Origin of the sequence: Actinoplanes sp. NPDC000266 (assembly GCF_042899005.1) — a bacterium.
Lineage (GTDB): Bacteria > Actinomycetota > Actinomycetes > Mycobacteriales > Micromonosporaceae > Actinoplanes.
In genome coordinates this window covers 1,473,260-1,487,137 of record NZ_JBIAZI010000001.1, presented here as the reverse complement: position 1 = coordinate 1,487,137, position 13,878 = coordinate 1,473,260, and the positions used below count along the sequence as shown (strand labels likewise).

Below are 13,878 nucleotides of genomic sequence, written 5' to 3'. Positions count from 1 at the left end.
CCGTGGTTCAGGTAATGGCTCACCTCGTGGATTCTCTGATCGCCGTGGTCCTGTTCGCGCTGCTGCTGCCTCTGCTGGCCCTTCCGTGGATCCATCGGCAATACAGGCGCTACGGCCGGCTCACGGGATGGTCGGCGGTCCTCGCGGCGTCGGAGGTGCTCTATCTCTGCGGGCTGCTGGCCTTCACCCTCTTTCCGCTGCCGGACGAGACGGCCGCCTACTGCGCGAGCCGGACCACGGCCGACTTCCTCAACCTGAACCCGCTCGACGATCTGGTGGCGACCCGGGCCGGCGTCGCGCAGCTTCTGCTCAACGTGGCGCTGTTCGTGCCGTTCGGGTTCCTGGCCCGCTATCGCTTCCGGCGGTCGCTGCTCGTGGCCGGGCTCGCCGGCCTGGCCACCTCGCTGCTCATCGAGATCACGCAGGGCACGGCCGCGTTCGGGCTGTTCGCCTGCCCCTACCGGGTGGCCGACACCGGCGATCTCATCACCAACACCGGCGGCGCGGTGCTGGGCTGGCTGATCGCGGCCCTGGCCGGACGGCTCCTGCCCGATCCGCACCCGGCGCCCTCGCCCGACGTCGCGCAGCCGGGACTGCTGCGGCGAGGGCTGGCGGTCGGGGCCGACCTGCTGATCGGGTTCCTCGCGACCGCCACCGTGCTGGCCGTGCTGACGCTGACCGGCGCCGCCGATCCCGGGCCGGCGTGGGTGACGACGGTGGCGCTGATCTCGTACGCCGTCACGACCCTCCTGGTGCCGCTGCGGCGCCGGGACCACGCCACGCTGGGCCAGGCCACCCTCTTCCTGGCCCCGGACTCCGCGCGTGCGGTGTGGCCGCGCTTTCTCCTGTGGTGGCTGCCGGTGGCGCTCCTGCAGGCCGGCGGCCGCTTTCCGGTGGTTCTGTGGGCGATGCTGGTCATCGGCGTGCTGGCCCGGCTGCGCCGGGACCGGCGCAGCGTCCTCGAACTGGTGTCCCGGACCACGACCACGACCCGCAAGGTCAGGCGGTGACAGACCATACGCAGCAACAGGCACGGCGGCACGACCATAGAGATCAATCCCAGGTCGCACTGGTTGGGAGGATCGCAAGCGAAGCAGACGTGTTGGCTCAGCCGACGCTGACACATCAAATGATCGACTACAAGAGTGACGCCCTCATCTAGACATCCGGATCTGTCGATGACATTTTACCGAAGTAATCGTTTTGCATGCCCTTTGAAGGCGCCCGCCGATAAAGCGTCAGTGGCACGCTTCAGCCGACTGCGGAGATCGCCCCGGTCGCCATTCTGGTGTCGCTGATAATTTCGTGACGTCACTGCCGATACGTGTATTGCCGCAAATGGGCGCCGCCGGCCGGAGTCATGCGATCTCTTCATTCTCAGATGGCCCGGCCGGTGCCCACGCGCGGTGCGTGAGGATCCGCCCGGGTCGGTGGGCTCGGCCCGGGCGGTGACTTTCGCTTGATCCTCCGGCCGGTCCGGCGTCACCGCCTCAACCCGCTCCACCACCTCAGCCCGAACCGTCGATCCGGGCCGCGTTGCCGTCCCGGCCGCAACGGCCGACTCGGCCCGCGCATCCGCCTCGGCATGGACAGTCGGCTCGACCCACGCTGCCCGCTCGGCCCGGACTGCCCACTCAGCGTCGGCGGCCGACTCGACCCGGACTGCCTGCTCAGCCTCGATAGCCGATTCGTCCGGGGCTGCCTGCTCAGCTGGGGTGGCCGGTTCGGCCCGCACTACCGTGTCGGCCTCGGCCGGCCTCTCTGTACAACTGACCGGCACACCGTCGGGGACGAAAGCGGCCACCGCATGCTCAACGGGCCGACACGGGCGCCGCACCCAGCTGACCTCGTCATCCCAGATTAACGGCGGTATCCGCTCGGTCGAATCATGCAGACCCAACTCACCGCACAACCGCGAACACCCATGCAACCGGCACAGCTTCAACGCGTGGCGTCGTTGAAGACCCCATTTCCGCCGCTCGTCCTGACCACGCCGGAACTCCACCATCTCCGGCGAATGACTCGGCACGCCCGACCAATCCCGCATAGAAGCAATAACCGACCTGGAAAAGAACCCCAGCTGCGCCATGAACCATTATCCAGCACCCCGAAGATCGACAGCAACGAAACGATCACGCCAATCAAAATAGAGCGTTTCCAGCCACCGAGAAGCGCATTCTCATGCCGCTGAGTTTGCGCAGGACCGAAGTCAGCCGGCTCGATTTTGTATGCTCCGATTCCGGGACCATCAGAAGGTCGGCCGTGACGGGCGACACTCGGGGGCAGGCCAGGGGTTTTCCCTGGGTCGCCCGACGCCGGGGCGCGCCAGTCTCGGGAGCATGACCTCTGCACAGCTTCTCGAGAACAAAGTCGCGCTCATCACGGGGGCCGGGCGCGGCATCGGAGCGGCCGCCGGGCGGCTGTTCGCGCGGGAAGGGGCGCGCGTCGTGCTGGCCGCCCGCAGCGAACACGAGATCGCCACCGTCGCGCACAGCATCCGCGACGACGGGGGTGTCGCCGACTGGGTGGTCCTCGATCTGGCGGACGCGGACAGCGTGCGTACGGCCGTGAACCGTGTCGTTGAATTGCATGGGCGCCTGGATGTGGCCTTCAACAACGGCGCGGTGCCGGGACCGCACGGCTTCGTCGACCAGGTGCCGGACGAGGAGCTGGACCAGATCTACGCCGTGAACTTCAAGGGGCAGTGGGTCGCCATGGCGGCCGAGGCGGAGGCCATCCGGTCGACCGCCGGTCAAGGGGCGATCGTCAACACCTCCAGCCTGGGCAGCCGCCGGGCGAATCTCGACCACCCGGCGTACGGCGCGCTGAAGCGGGCCCTCAACAGCCTCACCGACTCGGCCGCGGTCACCTGGGGACCGGAGAACATCCGGGTCAACGCGATCGCGCCCGGCCCTACCCGCACCGAGATGATCGACGGCTACGTGACCAGCACGCCGGGCGCGCTCGAGCAGATGCAGGGCCAGGTCGCGCTCGGCCGGCTGGCCGCGCCGAGCGAGATCGCCGAGGCGGCGGCCTGGCTGCTGAGCGACCGCGCCTCGTACGTCACCGGTGCCCTGCTCGCGGTGGACGGCGGCGCCGGCGCCCAATAGAGCTCGGTCAGACGGCGAACAGGCTTGTGCGCGTGAACTCGACGGCGCCGAGGCGCTCGTAGAAACGCCGCGCCGAGTCGTTCCCGCTGATCACCGAGACCGTGCCGAAGCGCACGCCGCGCCGCCGCCAGTGCGCCCGGACCTCCCCGACCAGCGCCGTGCCGAGGCCGAGGCCGCGCGCTCGCTCGGCCACGGCCAGCGTTTCGAGGCGGCCGACGCGTTCGCCGAGGTCCCAGGCGCTGACCGACGGGGTGACGCGGGCGGCGGCATAGCCCTCGACCGCGCCCTCCCGGCCCGCGACGATCAGGAGCCAGCCTGCTTCGGCCGACCACGCCTCGTATTGCCGGCGCCGGCCCTGCCAGCTGGCCTCCACCCCGATGGGGCCGGCGCGTTCGCTGATCGCCGCGCCGGCCTCGTAGTGGTGCCGAGCCAGGGCTTTCCACAGTTCGGCGACTTCGTCGAGGCCCGCCGCCGCACGCACGATTGTCACGTCCCAAGTATTCACGGTGGCATCATCGGCTGATGACCGTGACGGGGCGGGTGGCCGATCGCGTTCTCGCGCTGGATCCGGGGCATCCGGTGCGGGTGGGGATCGACGGGCATTCGGCGGCCGGCAAGACGACCTTCGCCGACGAGCTGGCCACCGTCCTGCGCGGGCGGACCGGGCGGCCCGTGCTCCGGGTCATGCTCGACCGGTTCAAAAGACACGTCGATCTGCGTACGGGATATCCGGCCGGCTCGCCGGAGAGCTACTACCACGAGATGTTCGACGTGGAGGCCATCCGGGATCTCCTGCTGGCGCCGCTCGGGCCGGGCGGGGACCGGCGCTTCCGGACGGAGATCATGGACTTCCGGGGCCGTACGCCGGTCGACTCCGGAGTGCGGGTGGCCCCGGAGGACGCGATCCTGGTGGCGGATGGCGCCTTCCTGCAGAGATCGGCGCTGGCGCCGCACTGGGACCTTCGCGTCTACCTGCACGTCGATGTGGCCGACGTGATGCGCCGGGGGCCGGCCCGGGACGTGGCGTGGATGGACTCGATGGAGGCGGCGGTCGAGCGCTACCGGACCTATTACGTGCCGGGTGAGCAGCTCTATCTGGACGAGGTGCGGCCGGCCGAGCAGGCGGACATCGTCATCGACAACCGGGATTTCGCGGCGCGCTCGGTTCTCAGGGAGTCGCCCGCAGCGCCCGGAGGTAGCGACGACGATAGACCCGCTGGGCCACCAACAGGGCCGGGAACGCCCTCCCCCACCAACCGTCCGCGGGGCGGGTCAGCGATCGGAGAGTGAGCCACACCCGGCCGTCCGGCGTGCGGTGGGCGATGAACGCCTCCTCGCCGCTGACGGGATGGCCTTGCTGGGTGCCGTAGGCGAAGCCGCACCGTTCGGGGCGCTCGATGACGGCGACCACCCGCACCGGCTCACGCACGCGCAACGGGCCCACGCGGGCCAGCAGCTCGTAGTCGGCGCCGGACCGGGCCCGGACGTCGCCGCCGTCGGCCGGGGTGACGGTGAAACCGCTGCGGCGCTTGACCTGCCACGTCATCACGCCCTCGGACACCTCGTGCCAGCGGTCGGCGCCGCCGCCGAGGCCGACGGTCCGCTCGTAGGCGCGGTATCCGGGCGGGTGGGACGGCCAGTCGTCCGCGGTGGGACGGGTGCCACCGACGACGTCGTAGTTGAGCTGTGGCACCCGGCCATTCTGACAGCCGTGGGTCAGGAAGGGTGGAGTTCGACGACGACGCGGTAGGCGGCCGGCTCCGAGGTTATGTGCAGGGTGGGGTCGTCGAAGAGGCGCTTCAGGGCGGCTCGCCACTCGGGGTTGGCGGTGGCCCGGTCGAGGGCGGTTCCGGAGCTCCACTCGGCGATGTGGACGAAGCGGGTCTCGGGGGCGCCGGTGAGCGGGCGGTGCAGGCGGGAGCGGACGAAGCCGGGTTGAGCGGCCATGATGCGGGCGTTCTCCTGGTACGCGTCGGTGAAATGGCCGGCCTCGGCCGCCGGCACGGTGTAGGTCTTGATCACGGTGACGGGCGCGTCGAGGCCGGTGTTCGAGTCCAGGGCTTGGTTCATGACCGACAGACCGGGCGCATTCCCGGAATGTGACGGCTACTGCTGCATGGTGGTCTCGGTCGGAGAGACGGAAGGGCCGGGCCTGAGGGCGTACGCCAGGACGCCTGTCAGCAGCAGCAAGGTGGCCGTCGTGGCGGCGGTGCGGTCGGAAGGGTCCTGGACCAGCCAGAAGAGCGCCCGGTGCCAGGCGGCGCCGTCGGGGACGCCGAACAGGATCTGCACGGCGGTCCAGCCGATCGGCGGCGCCCAGGCCAGGCGGGTGCCGAGCAGGGCCACCGACAGGCCCATCAGGCCGGTGAGGCCGGCAGTGTCGCGGGCCAGCTGCCCGAAGGGGCCGAAAGTGGTGCTGGTGACGCCGAACAGGGCCAGGGCAGCCGTGACAAGGGCGCCGCACGCCAGCAGGTGCACGGCCCGGCGGGGTGGCCAGCGCAGGGCGGCGGTGGACTCCAGACTGTCGTCGTGGCCGGCCAAGGTGGGGATCACCGGGGCGAGAGCCAGGGCGACGGTGAGGACGGTCAGCCCGCGACCGACCTCGTGGTCGCGGGAGAAGGCGGCCCAGGCCGCCCAGACGACCAGCACCGCGCCGACTGACGCGGCCAGGGCCGCCGGGAGGCGCCGCGAGCGGAGGTAGAGGGGCAGCCAGCCGGTCATGGCCGGTCCTTTCCGGTCAGCAGCGGCAGCAGGCCGGTGCGGCAGGCGGCGGCCGCGTCACGCAGGGCGGTGACCCGCTGGGTCTGCTCGGGCGCGGGAAGGGCTTTCAGCTGCCGTACGGCGTCGCGAACCTGGTCGTGGAAGGCGGCGCCCTCCCACGAGGGGCCGGGGAGGTCGTCGGCGCCCAGCAGCCAGGCTCCGGCCGCGGCCTCGGCGACGCTGTCGGGCTCATCGCCGGCCAGGCAGCCGCGGTTGGCCGTGCCGGCGCCGCGCACGATGCTGTCGACCAGGTCGGTGTCGGGATCGAGGGTGAAGACCACGGCGCCGGCCGGGGCCGGAAGGCCGGCCGGTTCGGGTTCGCCGGGCACGGAGACGGTGGCGGCGCGCCACTCGACGGCCTGGGTCGGTGCCCCGGGCAGCTTGGCCAGCAGGGTCAGGGCCCGGCGCACCTGTGGGGTGACGTCGGCCAGTTCGCGGGAGTGGACGGCGGTCAGGCAGACCCGGGGCGTGCCGTCGGCGCAGACGAGGCGCTGGGCGTCGTGGTCGATGGTGTACCGGCCGGCCAGGCCCGTGTGGGGAATGAAGGCGGCGCCGGCGATCGCGGCGGTGAGGACTCCGGCCGCGGCGCCCCGCGAGCTCCAGGAGCGGGCGGCGGCAAGCAGAAACCCGGCCGCGGCCAGTCCCGCGCCGAGGACGAGGTGCCCGAGGAGGGCCCGGCCGTTGACGATTTCCCAGTCGTACGTCGGTGGCTGCACCGACAGCTCGAGGTTCATGACGCGGCCGGCCTCGCCGCCGGTCGTGACGAACGAGAGGCCGAGTTGCACGATCAGGCCGCCCGCGGCCAGCGCCGGCGGCAGCATCGGGGAGGGCCAGGCGCGGCCGGCCGCGTAGCCGAGCCAGGCGCCGCCGATCAGGATGGCCGAGTCGGTCAGCGGGACCAGGAAGGAGGACAGGATGGTGTACGCGCCGTGTCCGGCCACCAGCGCGCCGGCGGCCACGAAGACGAGCAGGTGCGCGACGGCCAGGGCGACCCCCACCGAGGCGATCGGCGGGACGATGCGCTGCCACTTCGGCCGCGGCGTGCTGGCCAGGACCTCGTCGGCGCGGGTACGGCGTTCGCGGCGGCCCAGCATCGCGCCGGCGGCCAGCGCGATGGGCAGCAGGATGAACAGGCCCACGGCCTGGTCGTAGGCGAGCCGCGTCCACTGCGTCTGCCAGTTGCCCGTGTCGGTGGCCAGGGCGGCCGCGGTGATCGCGACGATCAGGACGGCCCCGGCGAAGCCGCTTCCCCGCCGCAACTCGACGCCGAGCATGCGGATCATGAGGCGCTCCGGTGGCGGTTCAGCAGGGTGGTGTAACCGCGCTCGGCCGGGCTGTCGCCGACGCCGCCGGCCTCGTCGCCGAGACGGGTCAGGTCGGCCGGCAATCCCTGGAAGACCAGGCGGCCCTTGTCGATGAGCACAAGGTCGGTGCAGGCCGCGACGACGTCCTCGACCAGGTGGGTGGAGACGACGACGCAGCTGCCGGCGCCGAGGTCGCGCAGCAGGGTGCGGAACTCGACGCGCTGCTCGGGGTCGAGTCCGACGGTCGGCTCGTCGAGCAGCAGCAGGTCCGGGTCGTTGACGATGGCCTGGGCGATGCCGGCCCGGCGCAACATGCCGCCGGAGAGCGACTTGAGCTTGGAATCGGCCCGGTCGGCCAGCCCCACCCGCTCGATGGCGCGCTGCACCGAAGCGGCGACCGCCGACGACGGCATCTCGCGCAGCCAGGCCATGTACTCGACGTATTCACGCACGGTGAACTTCGGGTAGAAGCCGAAATGCTGGGGCAGATAGCCCAGGCGGCGGCGCAGGGCCCGCAGGCGGCGCCCGTCGGCGGCGTCGGCGCCGAGCAGCGCGAGCTTGCCCGCGGACGGCTTGACGACCGTCGACAGGGCCCGCATCAGGGTGGTCTTGCCGGCGCCGTTCGGGCCGAGCAGGCCATGGACGCCGGCGCCGAGGCGCAGATCGAGGCCGTCGACGGCCAGATGCCGGCCGGCCTTGAGCCGCAGTCCCTCGCTCTCGACGTCGAAGGCGTGCATGCGGGGCGCCATCTCGGCGCCGGTCACCGCTCGAATCATCGGTTCTTCCCTCAGTTCCAGTTGTCGGCGCGGCGGTGGTCACCGGCGCGCAGAGCGGCGAGAGCGAACAAAACCACCGCGGCCAGGGCCCAGGCGGGCCAGGCGGCCGGCTCGATCAGGACGGGCGGCCGGGCCGTGACGACGGCGGGCGCGGCCACCACGGCCAGCCAGGCCGAGGCGAGCAGGGCGGCGGCCCGGGGAATGCCGATCCGCCCGCCCAGCAACAGGTTGGCGGCGGTGAAGGTCAGGCACGGCAGCAGCCACAGGGCCGGCGACTCCCCCAGGAACCATCCGGTGACGGCCAGCGCGGGGATGACGGCGGCGAGGACCGCGATCGTACGGCGGAGGAGCAGCTCCGGCCCGCCCCGTGGCGTTCCGGCGATCAGCTCCCAGGCCGGGTCCGTACGGCGCGACCACGCCACCGCCAGCCCGCTCAGCGGGGCCACCGGGGCCAGCAGCAGCACCAGCGACGGCCGGTCCGGGAAGGTCCGGTCGAGCAGGAAGGCCGCGACGACCGCGGTGAGGGTCAGCATGGCCCACGGCACGAGGCCCCAGGCCGCCCATCGCTGGGCCCGGCGCCGCCACGAGCTGACGGGTACCGGCTGCGGGCCGTGCCGCGTCTCGGGGGCGAGCTGGAGGCGTACCCCGTCGAGCATCTGGGTGACGGAGAGCGGGACCGCACCGGCCAGGCTCTCCCGGCAGTCGGCGCAGCTCTCCAGATGGGCCTCGATCGCCCACACGGTGGCGTCGTCGAGCCCCGGATCGCCGGCGGCGTAAGCCGTCAGGGACGCCCGCGTTGCATGAGTGGTCACGACAATGCCTCCCGCATCGCGCTGCGGGCGCGCCGCGCCCGGCTCTTGACCGTGCCTTCGGGCAGCCCCAGCAGGACCGAGGTCTCACGGACGGTGAGCCCGTCGAGAACCATGGCCCGCAACACATCGCGCAGTTCGGGGGCGAGTTGCGAGAGGGCAGCGCCGACCTCGTCGCCGACCGTGGCGGCCAGGGCCTCGTCCTCGGCCGCGGGCGCGCTGCGGACGGGAAGCTCCTCGGAAGGCTCTTCGAGGTTGCGGGCCCGGCTGCGGAAGGCGTCGACGAGGCGACGGGCGGCGATCGTCCAGATCCAGCCGGCCGCGCTCCCCTCGGCCGTCCCGCCTCCGGCGAAGGAACCGGCCGCGCGCCACACCGCCACGTAGGTGTCCTGGAGCACCTCGGCCACGAGGTTGTCGTCGGCGCAGCGGCGGCGGAGACGAACGGCAAGCCATGGAGACGTACGCCGGTAGAGCTCCTCGAAGGCAGCTCGGTCGGCACGCGCGACGCGGCGCAGCAACTGCTCCTCGTCCAGCCTGGTCACTTTCACACCCAGTCAGACGAGGAGCAGTCGCGCCGCGGATCACGAGCGAGAGTGGCGCTCGTCACATGTTGCTGGTGAGGAAAGCAGCGATCTCGTCGACGGCCGGGGTGACGTACTCGGGCTTGTCGTAGAGGTCGACGTGGCTGGCGCCCTCGACCCAGAAGACGCGCTTGGGGCCGGTGTGGCGCTGGAAGGCCTCGATGCCCATCCAGGCGGTGACGGCGCGGCGGCCGATGACCGAGAGCAGGGGGCGGTCGCCGATCAGCGGGACCGCGGCCCAGGCGTCGAACAGGGCCAGGTGGTCGATGCTCTCCCACGGCAGGGCCTTGGTCGAGCGGGGGTGCTGGCCGCGCGGGGTGCAGTAATACTCGACGCCCTCGAAACCGTGCTCGCCGCCCAGTTCGCGGCCCTGCTCAGGGGTCGGCGGGAAGAGCGGGAACGTCGGCGTGCCCTCACCGCGGGCCACGGCGGTGCGGGCGGCCGCGGCGGCGTCCAGCATTCCCTGGAAGACGGCCGGGTCCTGGTCGCCGTCGGCGCCGAAGCGGAACTGGCGGGCGACGTCGACGCCGCTGACCGTGGCGATCGCCTTGATGCGGTGGTCGCTCGCGGCGGCGTTGAGGACGTAGCCGCCGGAGGCGCAGATGCCGACCACCCCGATGCGCTCGGCGTCGACCTCGGGGCGGGTGGTCAGATAGCTCACGGCCGCCTTGTGGTCCTCGATGCGGTGGGCCGGGTCCTCCAGGCCGCGCGGCAGGCCCTCGGACTCGCCCTGATAGGCGGCGTCGAAGGCGAGGGCCACGTAGCCGCGCTCGGCGAGCTCGCGGGCGTAGAGGCCGGCGGCCTGCTCCTTGACGCCGGTGCCGGGGTGGCCGACGACAACCGCGGGGAGGCCGGCGCCCTCGGGAATGTAGAGGTGGCCGGCGATCTGGAGACCCTGGCTGTCGAACTTGACGTCGATTTTTTGCATGGCGAAGCCGCCCTTTCTGGGTTGTGGTGCTGAGTACGGGGTTTTGCCTCAGGTCTGCGGGACGGTGGTCCAGGAGGCGAGGATGCGCAGGGCGTCGTGGGACGGGGTGCCCGGCTCGGCGGTGACGATCATCAACTCCTGACCGCTGCCGTCCGGGCTGGCCCAGACGTCGCAGTCGAGGGTCAGGTCGCCCACGACCGGGTGGTGGTAACGCTTGGTGCCGTAACTGGCGCCGTTGACGCGGTGCTCGGCCCACCACGTACGGAATTCGGGGTCGCGGACGGCGAGGTCGCCGACCAGCCGGGCCAGCTCCGGGTCGTCGGGGTCGGCCGCGGCCCGGGTGCGCAACGCGGCGACGGCGTCCCGGGCGTCGTGGTGCCAGTCCGCGTGCAGGGCCCGCATGGCGGGATCGGTGAAGAGCAAGCGGACGTAGTTCCGGTTCTTCTCGGGCACGGCGGCGAAGTCGGTGAACAGGGCCGAGGCGGCGCTGTTCCAGGCGAGCACGTCCATCCGCTTGCCCAGCACGATCGCCGGTGACTCGCCGAGCTGGTCGAGCAGCCGCCGCATGGCCGGGCGCAGCTTCTGCCCGGACCGGCGGCGCCGCGGGCGTGCGTCCGTCTTGCCCGCCACCTCGTACAGATAAGCCTCCTGGTCCTCGCCGAGCCGCAGCGCCCGGGCCAGCGTCGCCAGCACCGAGGCCGACGCCGCCACCCGGCCCTGCTCGAGGCGCGTGTAGTAGTCGACGCTGATCGCCGCCAGCGCCGCCACCTCCTCACGCCGCAGCCCCTTCACCCGGCGGCGGTCGTCGTACTCGGGCAGGCCCACCGCGCGCGGCGTCAGCTCGGTGCGCCGCGCCTTGAGGAAGTCGCCCAGTTCGGTGGAGGTCATGACCCAATACTGCGCGCCCCATGAGGGCCCCGGCAGGGCAGAATCCTTCCCCCTTCCAGACAAGCTCCGGCTGAACAAAACGTCTCGTCCCGCGTTGAGTTCTTTGCTCGTGTTGACCGATACATGCGGGAGAGGCCATGGCGAACGGCGGAGAGCTCGATCAGGATCGGGTGAACGAGTTTCTGGGACGGGTGGTCACCGACAACGCGGCGGCGTTCGCCGGGCTGTCGGTGTCGCTCGGAGCACGGCTGGGGCTGTACGAGGCCATGGCCGGCAGCGGGCCGGTCACCCCGGCTCAGCTGGCCGAGAAGGCCGGCATTGTCGAGCGGTACGCCGCCGAGTGGCTCTACGGGCAGGTGGCGGGCGCGTACGTGCTGTACGACGCCGCCGCCGGCACCTATGAGCTGCCCGACGAGCACGCGGCGGTGCTGGCCGATCCCGCCTCGCCGGTCAACGTCACCGGCGGCTTCACCATGCTGCAATCGCTCTACAAGACCGAGGACGCCATGGTCGAGGCGTTCCGCACCGGCGACGGGCCTGGCTGGCGGGAGCACTCGGCCGACCTGTTCTCCGGTGTGGCCGACTTCTTCCGGCCCGGCTACGACGCCTTCCTCGTTCAGGAATGGCTGCCCGCCCTGGACGGCGTGACCGGCAAGCTCGCCGGGGGCGCGCTGGTCGCCGACGTCGGCTGCGGGTTCGGATATTCCACTCTGCTCATGGCCGAGGCGTACCCCCGATCGCGCTTTCGCGGTTTCGACTTCCACGAGCCGTCCATCGAGGCCGCCCGGCGGATGGCGGCCGAGCGGGGGCTCTCCGGCCGGGTGAGCTTCGAGGTGGCCACCGCCGCCGAGTTCCCCGGCACCGGATACGACCTGGTCACCTTCTTCGACTGCCTGCACGATCTGGGCGACCCGGCGGCGGCGCTGCGGCACACCGAGCGGGCCCTGGCCGCCGACGGCAGCCTGCTCATCGTCGAGCCCAACACCTCGAGCAACCCGGCCGACAGCGTCAATCCGGTCGGCCGGTCCTTCGGCTCGACCTCCGTCGTGCTCTGCCTGCCGGCCGCGCTCGCCCAGAAGGGACCGTACGCCCTCGGCAACCACGCGGGTGAGGAAACCATGCGCGCCATCGCGGCCGAGTCCGGGCTGCGCACCTGGCGCACCGTCGTCGAGACCGTCACCAACCGCGTCCACGACGTCCGGCGCTGAAGCGACCGGGGTGGGCACCAGGTGACCCAGGTCGCCCACCACTGGTGGACAGCGCCGCCCACCAGTGGCAGGGCCAGGGGTCGTCACGGGCTCGCCCGGGTCGCCATCCCCGGAAGACTTCGTGCCGAGACAGATCACGAAGGGAACTCCCATGACCGAGACTTCCGGACCCACCCGGCGGACCGTGCTGCAGACCGGTGTCGCCGCCGGCATCGCCGTCGCCGCCACCGCCACCGGCGCGCTCGGCTCCTCGCCGGCCGGCGCCGCCGCGGCCACCACGAGCACCGCCGCCGGCGCGAACAAGATCCGGCCGTTCCGGGTCTCGTTCTCCAACAGCGAGCTCCTCGAGCTGCGCCACCGGGTCGGCTCGACCCGCTGGCCCAGCCGCGAGCTCGTCAAGGACCGTGAGCAGGGCGTGCAGCTGGCCGCGGCCCAGGCTCTGGCCAAGTACTGGAAGACCAGGTACAACTGGCGCCGGTTCGAGGCCAAGATCAACAAGCTGCCGCAGTTCACGACCGAGATCGACGGCGTCGACGTGCACTTCATCCACGTACGCTCGCCCCACAAGGACGCGCTGCCGCTGCTCGCCACGCACGGCTGGCCCGGCTCCATCGTCGAGTTCATCGACGCGGCCGGACCACTCACCAACCCGACCGCGCACGGCGGCAAGGCGTCGGACGCCTTCCACCTGGTCATCCCGTCGATCCCGGGCTACGGCTTCTCCAGCCAGCCGAAGGTGACCGGCTGGGACCAGAACCGCATCGCCAAGGCGTGGGCCGAGCTCATGACGCGCCTCGGCTACACCCGGTACGTGGCGCAGGGCGGCGACGCCGGAGCCGCGGTCACCGACGCCCTGGCCCGCCAGGCCCCGGCCGGTCTGGCCGGCGTCCACTTCAACCTGCTGCTGGCCGCGCTCGGCGGCGCCCCGGTGCCGGCCACCACGGCCGAGGAGCAGGCGGCCAAGGCCGCGCTCACCGTCTTCCAGACGACCGGCAGCGCCTATCTGACCGAGCAGTCGTTCCGGCCGGAGACCATCGGATACGCGCTGTCCGACTCGCCGGCCGCCCTCGCGGCCTGGATGCTCGACCACGACACCGACAGCTACAACAAGATCTCCAAGACGTTCCTGGGCGCCTCGCCGTCGGGCAACCTCACCCGCGACCACGTGCTGGACAACATCAGCCTGTACTGGCTGACCGGCACCGGCGTCTCGTCGGCCCGTCTCTACTGGGAGAGCGCCCACCCGCAGGGCGCCACCACGCCGGGCGCCATCAAGGTGCCGGTCGGCTTCAGCGCCTTCCCGGGCGAGATCTTCCAGGCGCCGCGCAGCTGGGTCGAGGCCTTCTACCCGACGCTGAACTACTACAACAAGCCCGCCAAGGGTGGTCACTTCGCCGCCTGGGAGGAGCCCCTGCTGTTCACGAACGAGGTGCGCGCCGCGTTCCGCGGTCTCCGCAAGTAAGCAGCCACACCGATGGGGCCGGCGCGACCAAGCGCCGGCCCCGTTCGGCGTG

Annotated in this window: 13 protein-coding genes and 1 pseudogene; 4 read left to right on the top strand and 10 right to left on the bottom strand. The window is 71.8% G+C overall.

The features are described from left to right. Window positions 1-26 precede the first annotated feature (26 nt). Together ACFY36_RS06165 and ACFY36_RS06160 are read left to right on the top strand one after the other, a co-directional pair. The gene (locus tag ACFY36_RS06165) at window positions 27-1,010 is read left to right on the top strand and encodes a VanZ family protein (protein WP_499744801.1); all 984 of its coding nucleotides are present in this window, start codon (window positions 27-29) and stop codon (window positions 1,008-1,010) included. A 1,329-nt stretch (window positions 1,011-2,339) separates the two neighbouring features. Next, window positions 2,340-3,110 carry an SDR family NAD(P)-dependent oxidoreductase gene (locus tag ACFY36_RS06160; RefSeq protein WP_498698286.1) on the top strand — a complete coding sequence of 257 codons (771 nt, stop codon included), beginning with the start codon at window positions 2,340-2,342 and terminating at the stop codon, window positions 3,108-3,110. Window positions 3,111-3,117: 7 nt separating this feature from the next. On the opposite strand, the gene ACFY36_RS06155 is transcribed toward ACFY36_RS06160, so the two are convergent. The 10 genes and pseudogenes from ACFY36_RS06155 to ACFY36_RS06110 form a co-directional block, all read right to left on the bottom strand. Beyond that, a complete protein-coding gene (locus ACFY36_RS06155) occupies window positions 3,118-3,600 on the bottom strand; it encodes a GNAT family N-acetyltransferase (RefSeq protein ID WP_499744800.1) in 483 nt (160 codons plus the stop codon). A gap of 678 nt (window positions 3,601-4,278) precedes the next feature. After that, on the bottom strand, window positions 4,279-4,803 hold the full coding sequence (locus tag ACFY36_RS06150) for a DUF1990 domain-containing protein (RefSeq protein ID WP_499744799.1): 525 nt from the start codon (window positions 4,801-4,803) through the stop codon (window positions 4,279-4,281). A 23-nt stretch (window positions 4,804-4,826) separates the two neighbouring features. Further along, window positions 4,827-5,180, bottom strand: coding sequence for an antibiotic biosynthesis monooxygenase family protein (locus ACFY36_RS06145; RefSeq protein ID WP_499744798.1), 354 nt, complete (start codon window positions 5,178-5,180; stop codon window positions 4,827-4,829). A gap of 36 nt (window positions 5,181-5,216) precedes the next feature. Continuing rightward, window positions 5,217-5,831 carry a hypothetical protein gene (locus tag ACFY36_RS06140; RefSeq protein ID WP_499744797.1) on the bottom strand — a complete coding sequence of 205 codons (615 nt, stop codon included), beginning with the start codon at window positions 5,829-5,831 and terminating at the stop codon, window positions 5,217-5,219. Beyond that, window positions 5,828-7,153: a hypothetical protein gene (locus tag ACFY36_RS06135; protein ID WP_499744796.1), complete on the bottom strand. Its 1,326-nt coding sequence runs from the start codon at window positions 7,151-7,153 to the stop codon at window positions 5,828-5,830. The genes ACFY36_RS06140 and ACFY36_RS06135 overlap by 4 nt, the downstream gene beginning before the upstream one ends. Further along, entirely contained in the window at window positions 7,150-7,950 is an 801-nt protein-coding gene (locus ACFY36_RS06130; protein WP_499744795.1) for an ATP-binding cassette domain-containing protein, read from the bottom strand. Before ACFY36_RS06130 ends, ACFY36_RS06135 begins: the two co-directional genes overlap by 4 nt. An 11-nt stretch (window positions 7,951-7,961) precedes the next feature. Beyond that, on the bottom strand, window positions 7,962-8,762 hold the full coding sequence (locus ACFY36_RS06125; protein WP_499744794.1) for a zf-HC2 domain-containing protein: 801 nt from the start codon (window positions 8,760-8,762) through the stop codon (window positions 7,962-7,964). Continuing rightward, entirely contained in the window at window positions 8,759-9,301 is a 543-nt protein-coding gene (locus ACFY36_RS06120) for an RNA polymerase sigma factor (protein WP_498698275.1), read from the bottom strand. The genes ACFY36_RS06125 and ACFY36_RS06120 overlap by 4 nt, the downstream gene beginning before the upstream one ends. A 61-nt stretch (window positions 9,302-9,362) precedes the next feature. Further along, window positions 9,363-10,271 (bottom strand): annotated as a pseudogene (locus ACFY36_RS06115) (alpha/beta hydrolase); the annotation flags it as partial. A gap of 45 nt (window positions 10,272-10,316) precedes the next feature. Beyond that, entirely contained in the window at window positions 10,317-11,156 is an 840-nt protein-coding gene (locus ACFY36_RS06110; protein ID WP_499744793.1) for a helix-turn-helix domain-containing protein, read from the bottom strand. Window positions 11,157-11,293: 137 nt separating this feature from the next. On the opposite strand from ACFY36_RS06110, the gene ACFY36_RS06105 reads away from it, so the two are divergent. Both ACFY36_RS06105 and ACFY36_RS06100 read left to right on the top strand, forming a co-directional pair. Further along, window positions 11,294-12,364: a class I SAM-dependent methyltransferase gene (locus ACFY36_RS06105; protein WP_499744792.1), complete on the top strand. Its 1,071-nt coding sequence runs from the start codon at window positions 11,294-11,296 to the stop codon at window positions 12,362-12,364. 151 nt (window positions 12,365-12,515) lie between these two features. Continuing rightward, entirely contained in the window at window positions 12,516-13,826 is a 1,311-nt protein-coding gene (locus ACFY36_RS06100; protein WP_499744791.1) for an epoxide hydrolase family protein, read from the top strand. Window positions 13,827-13,878 lie beyond the last annotated feature (52 nt).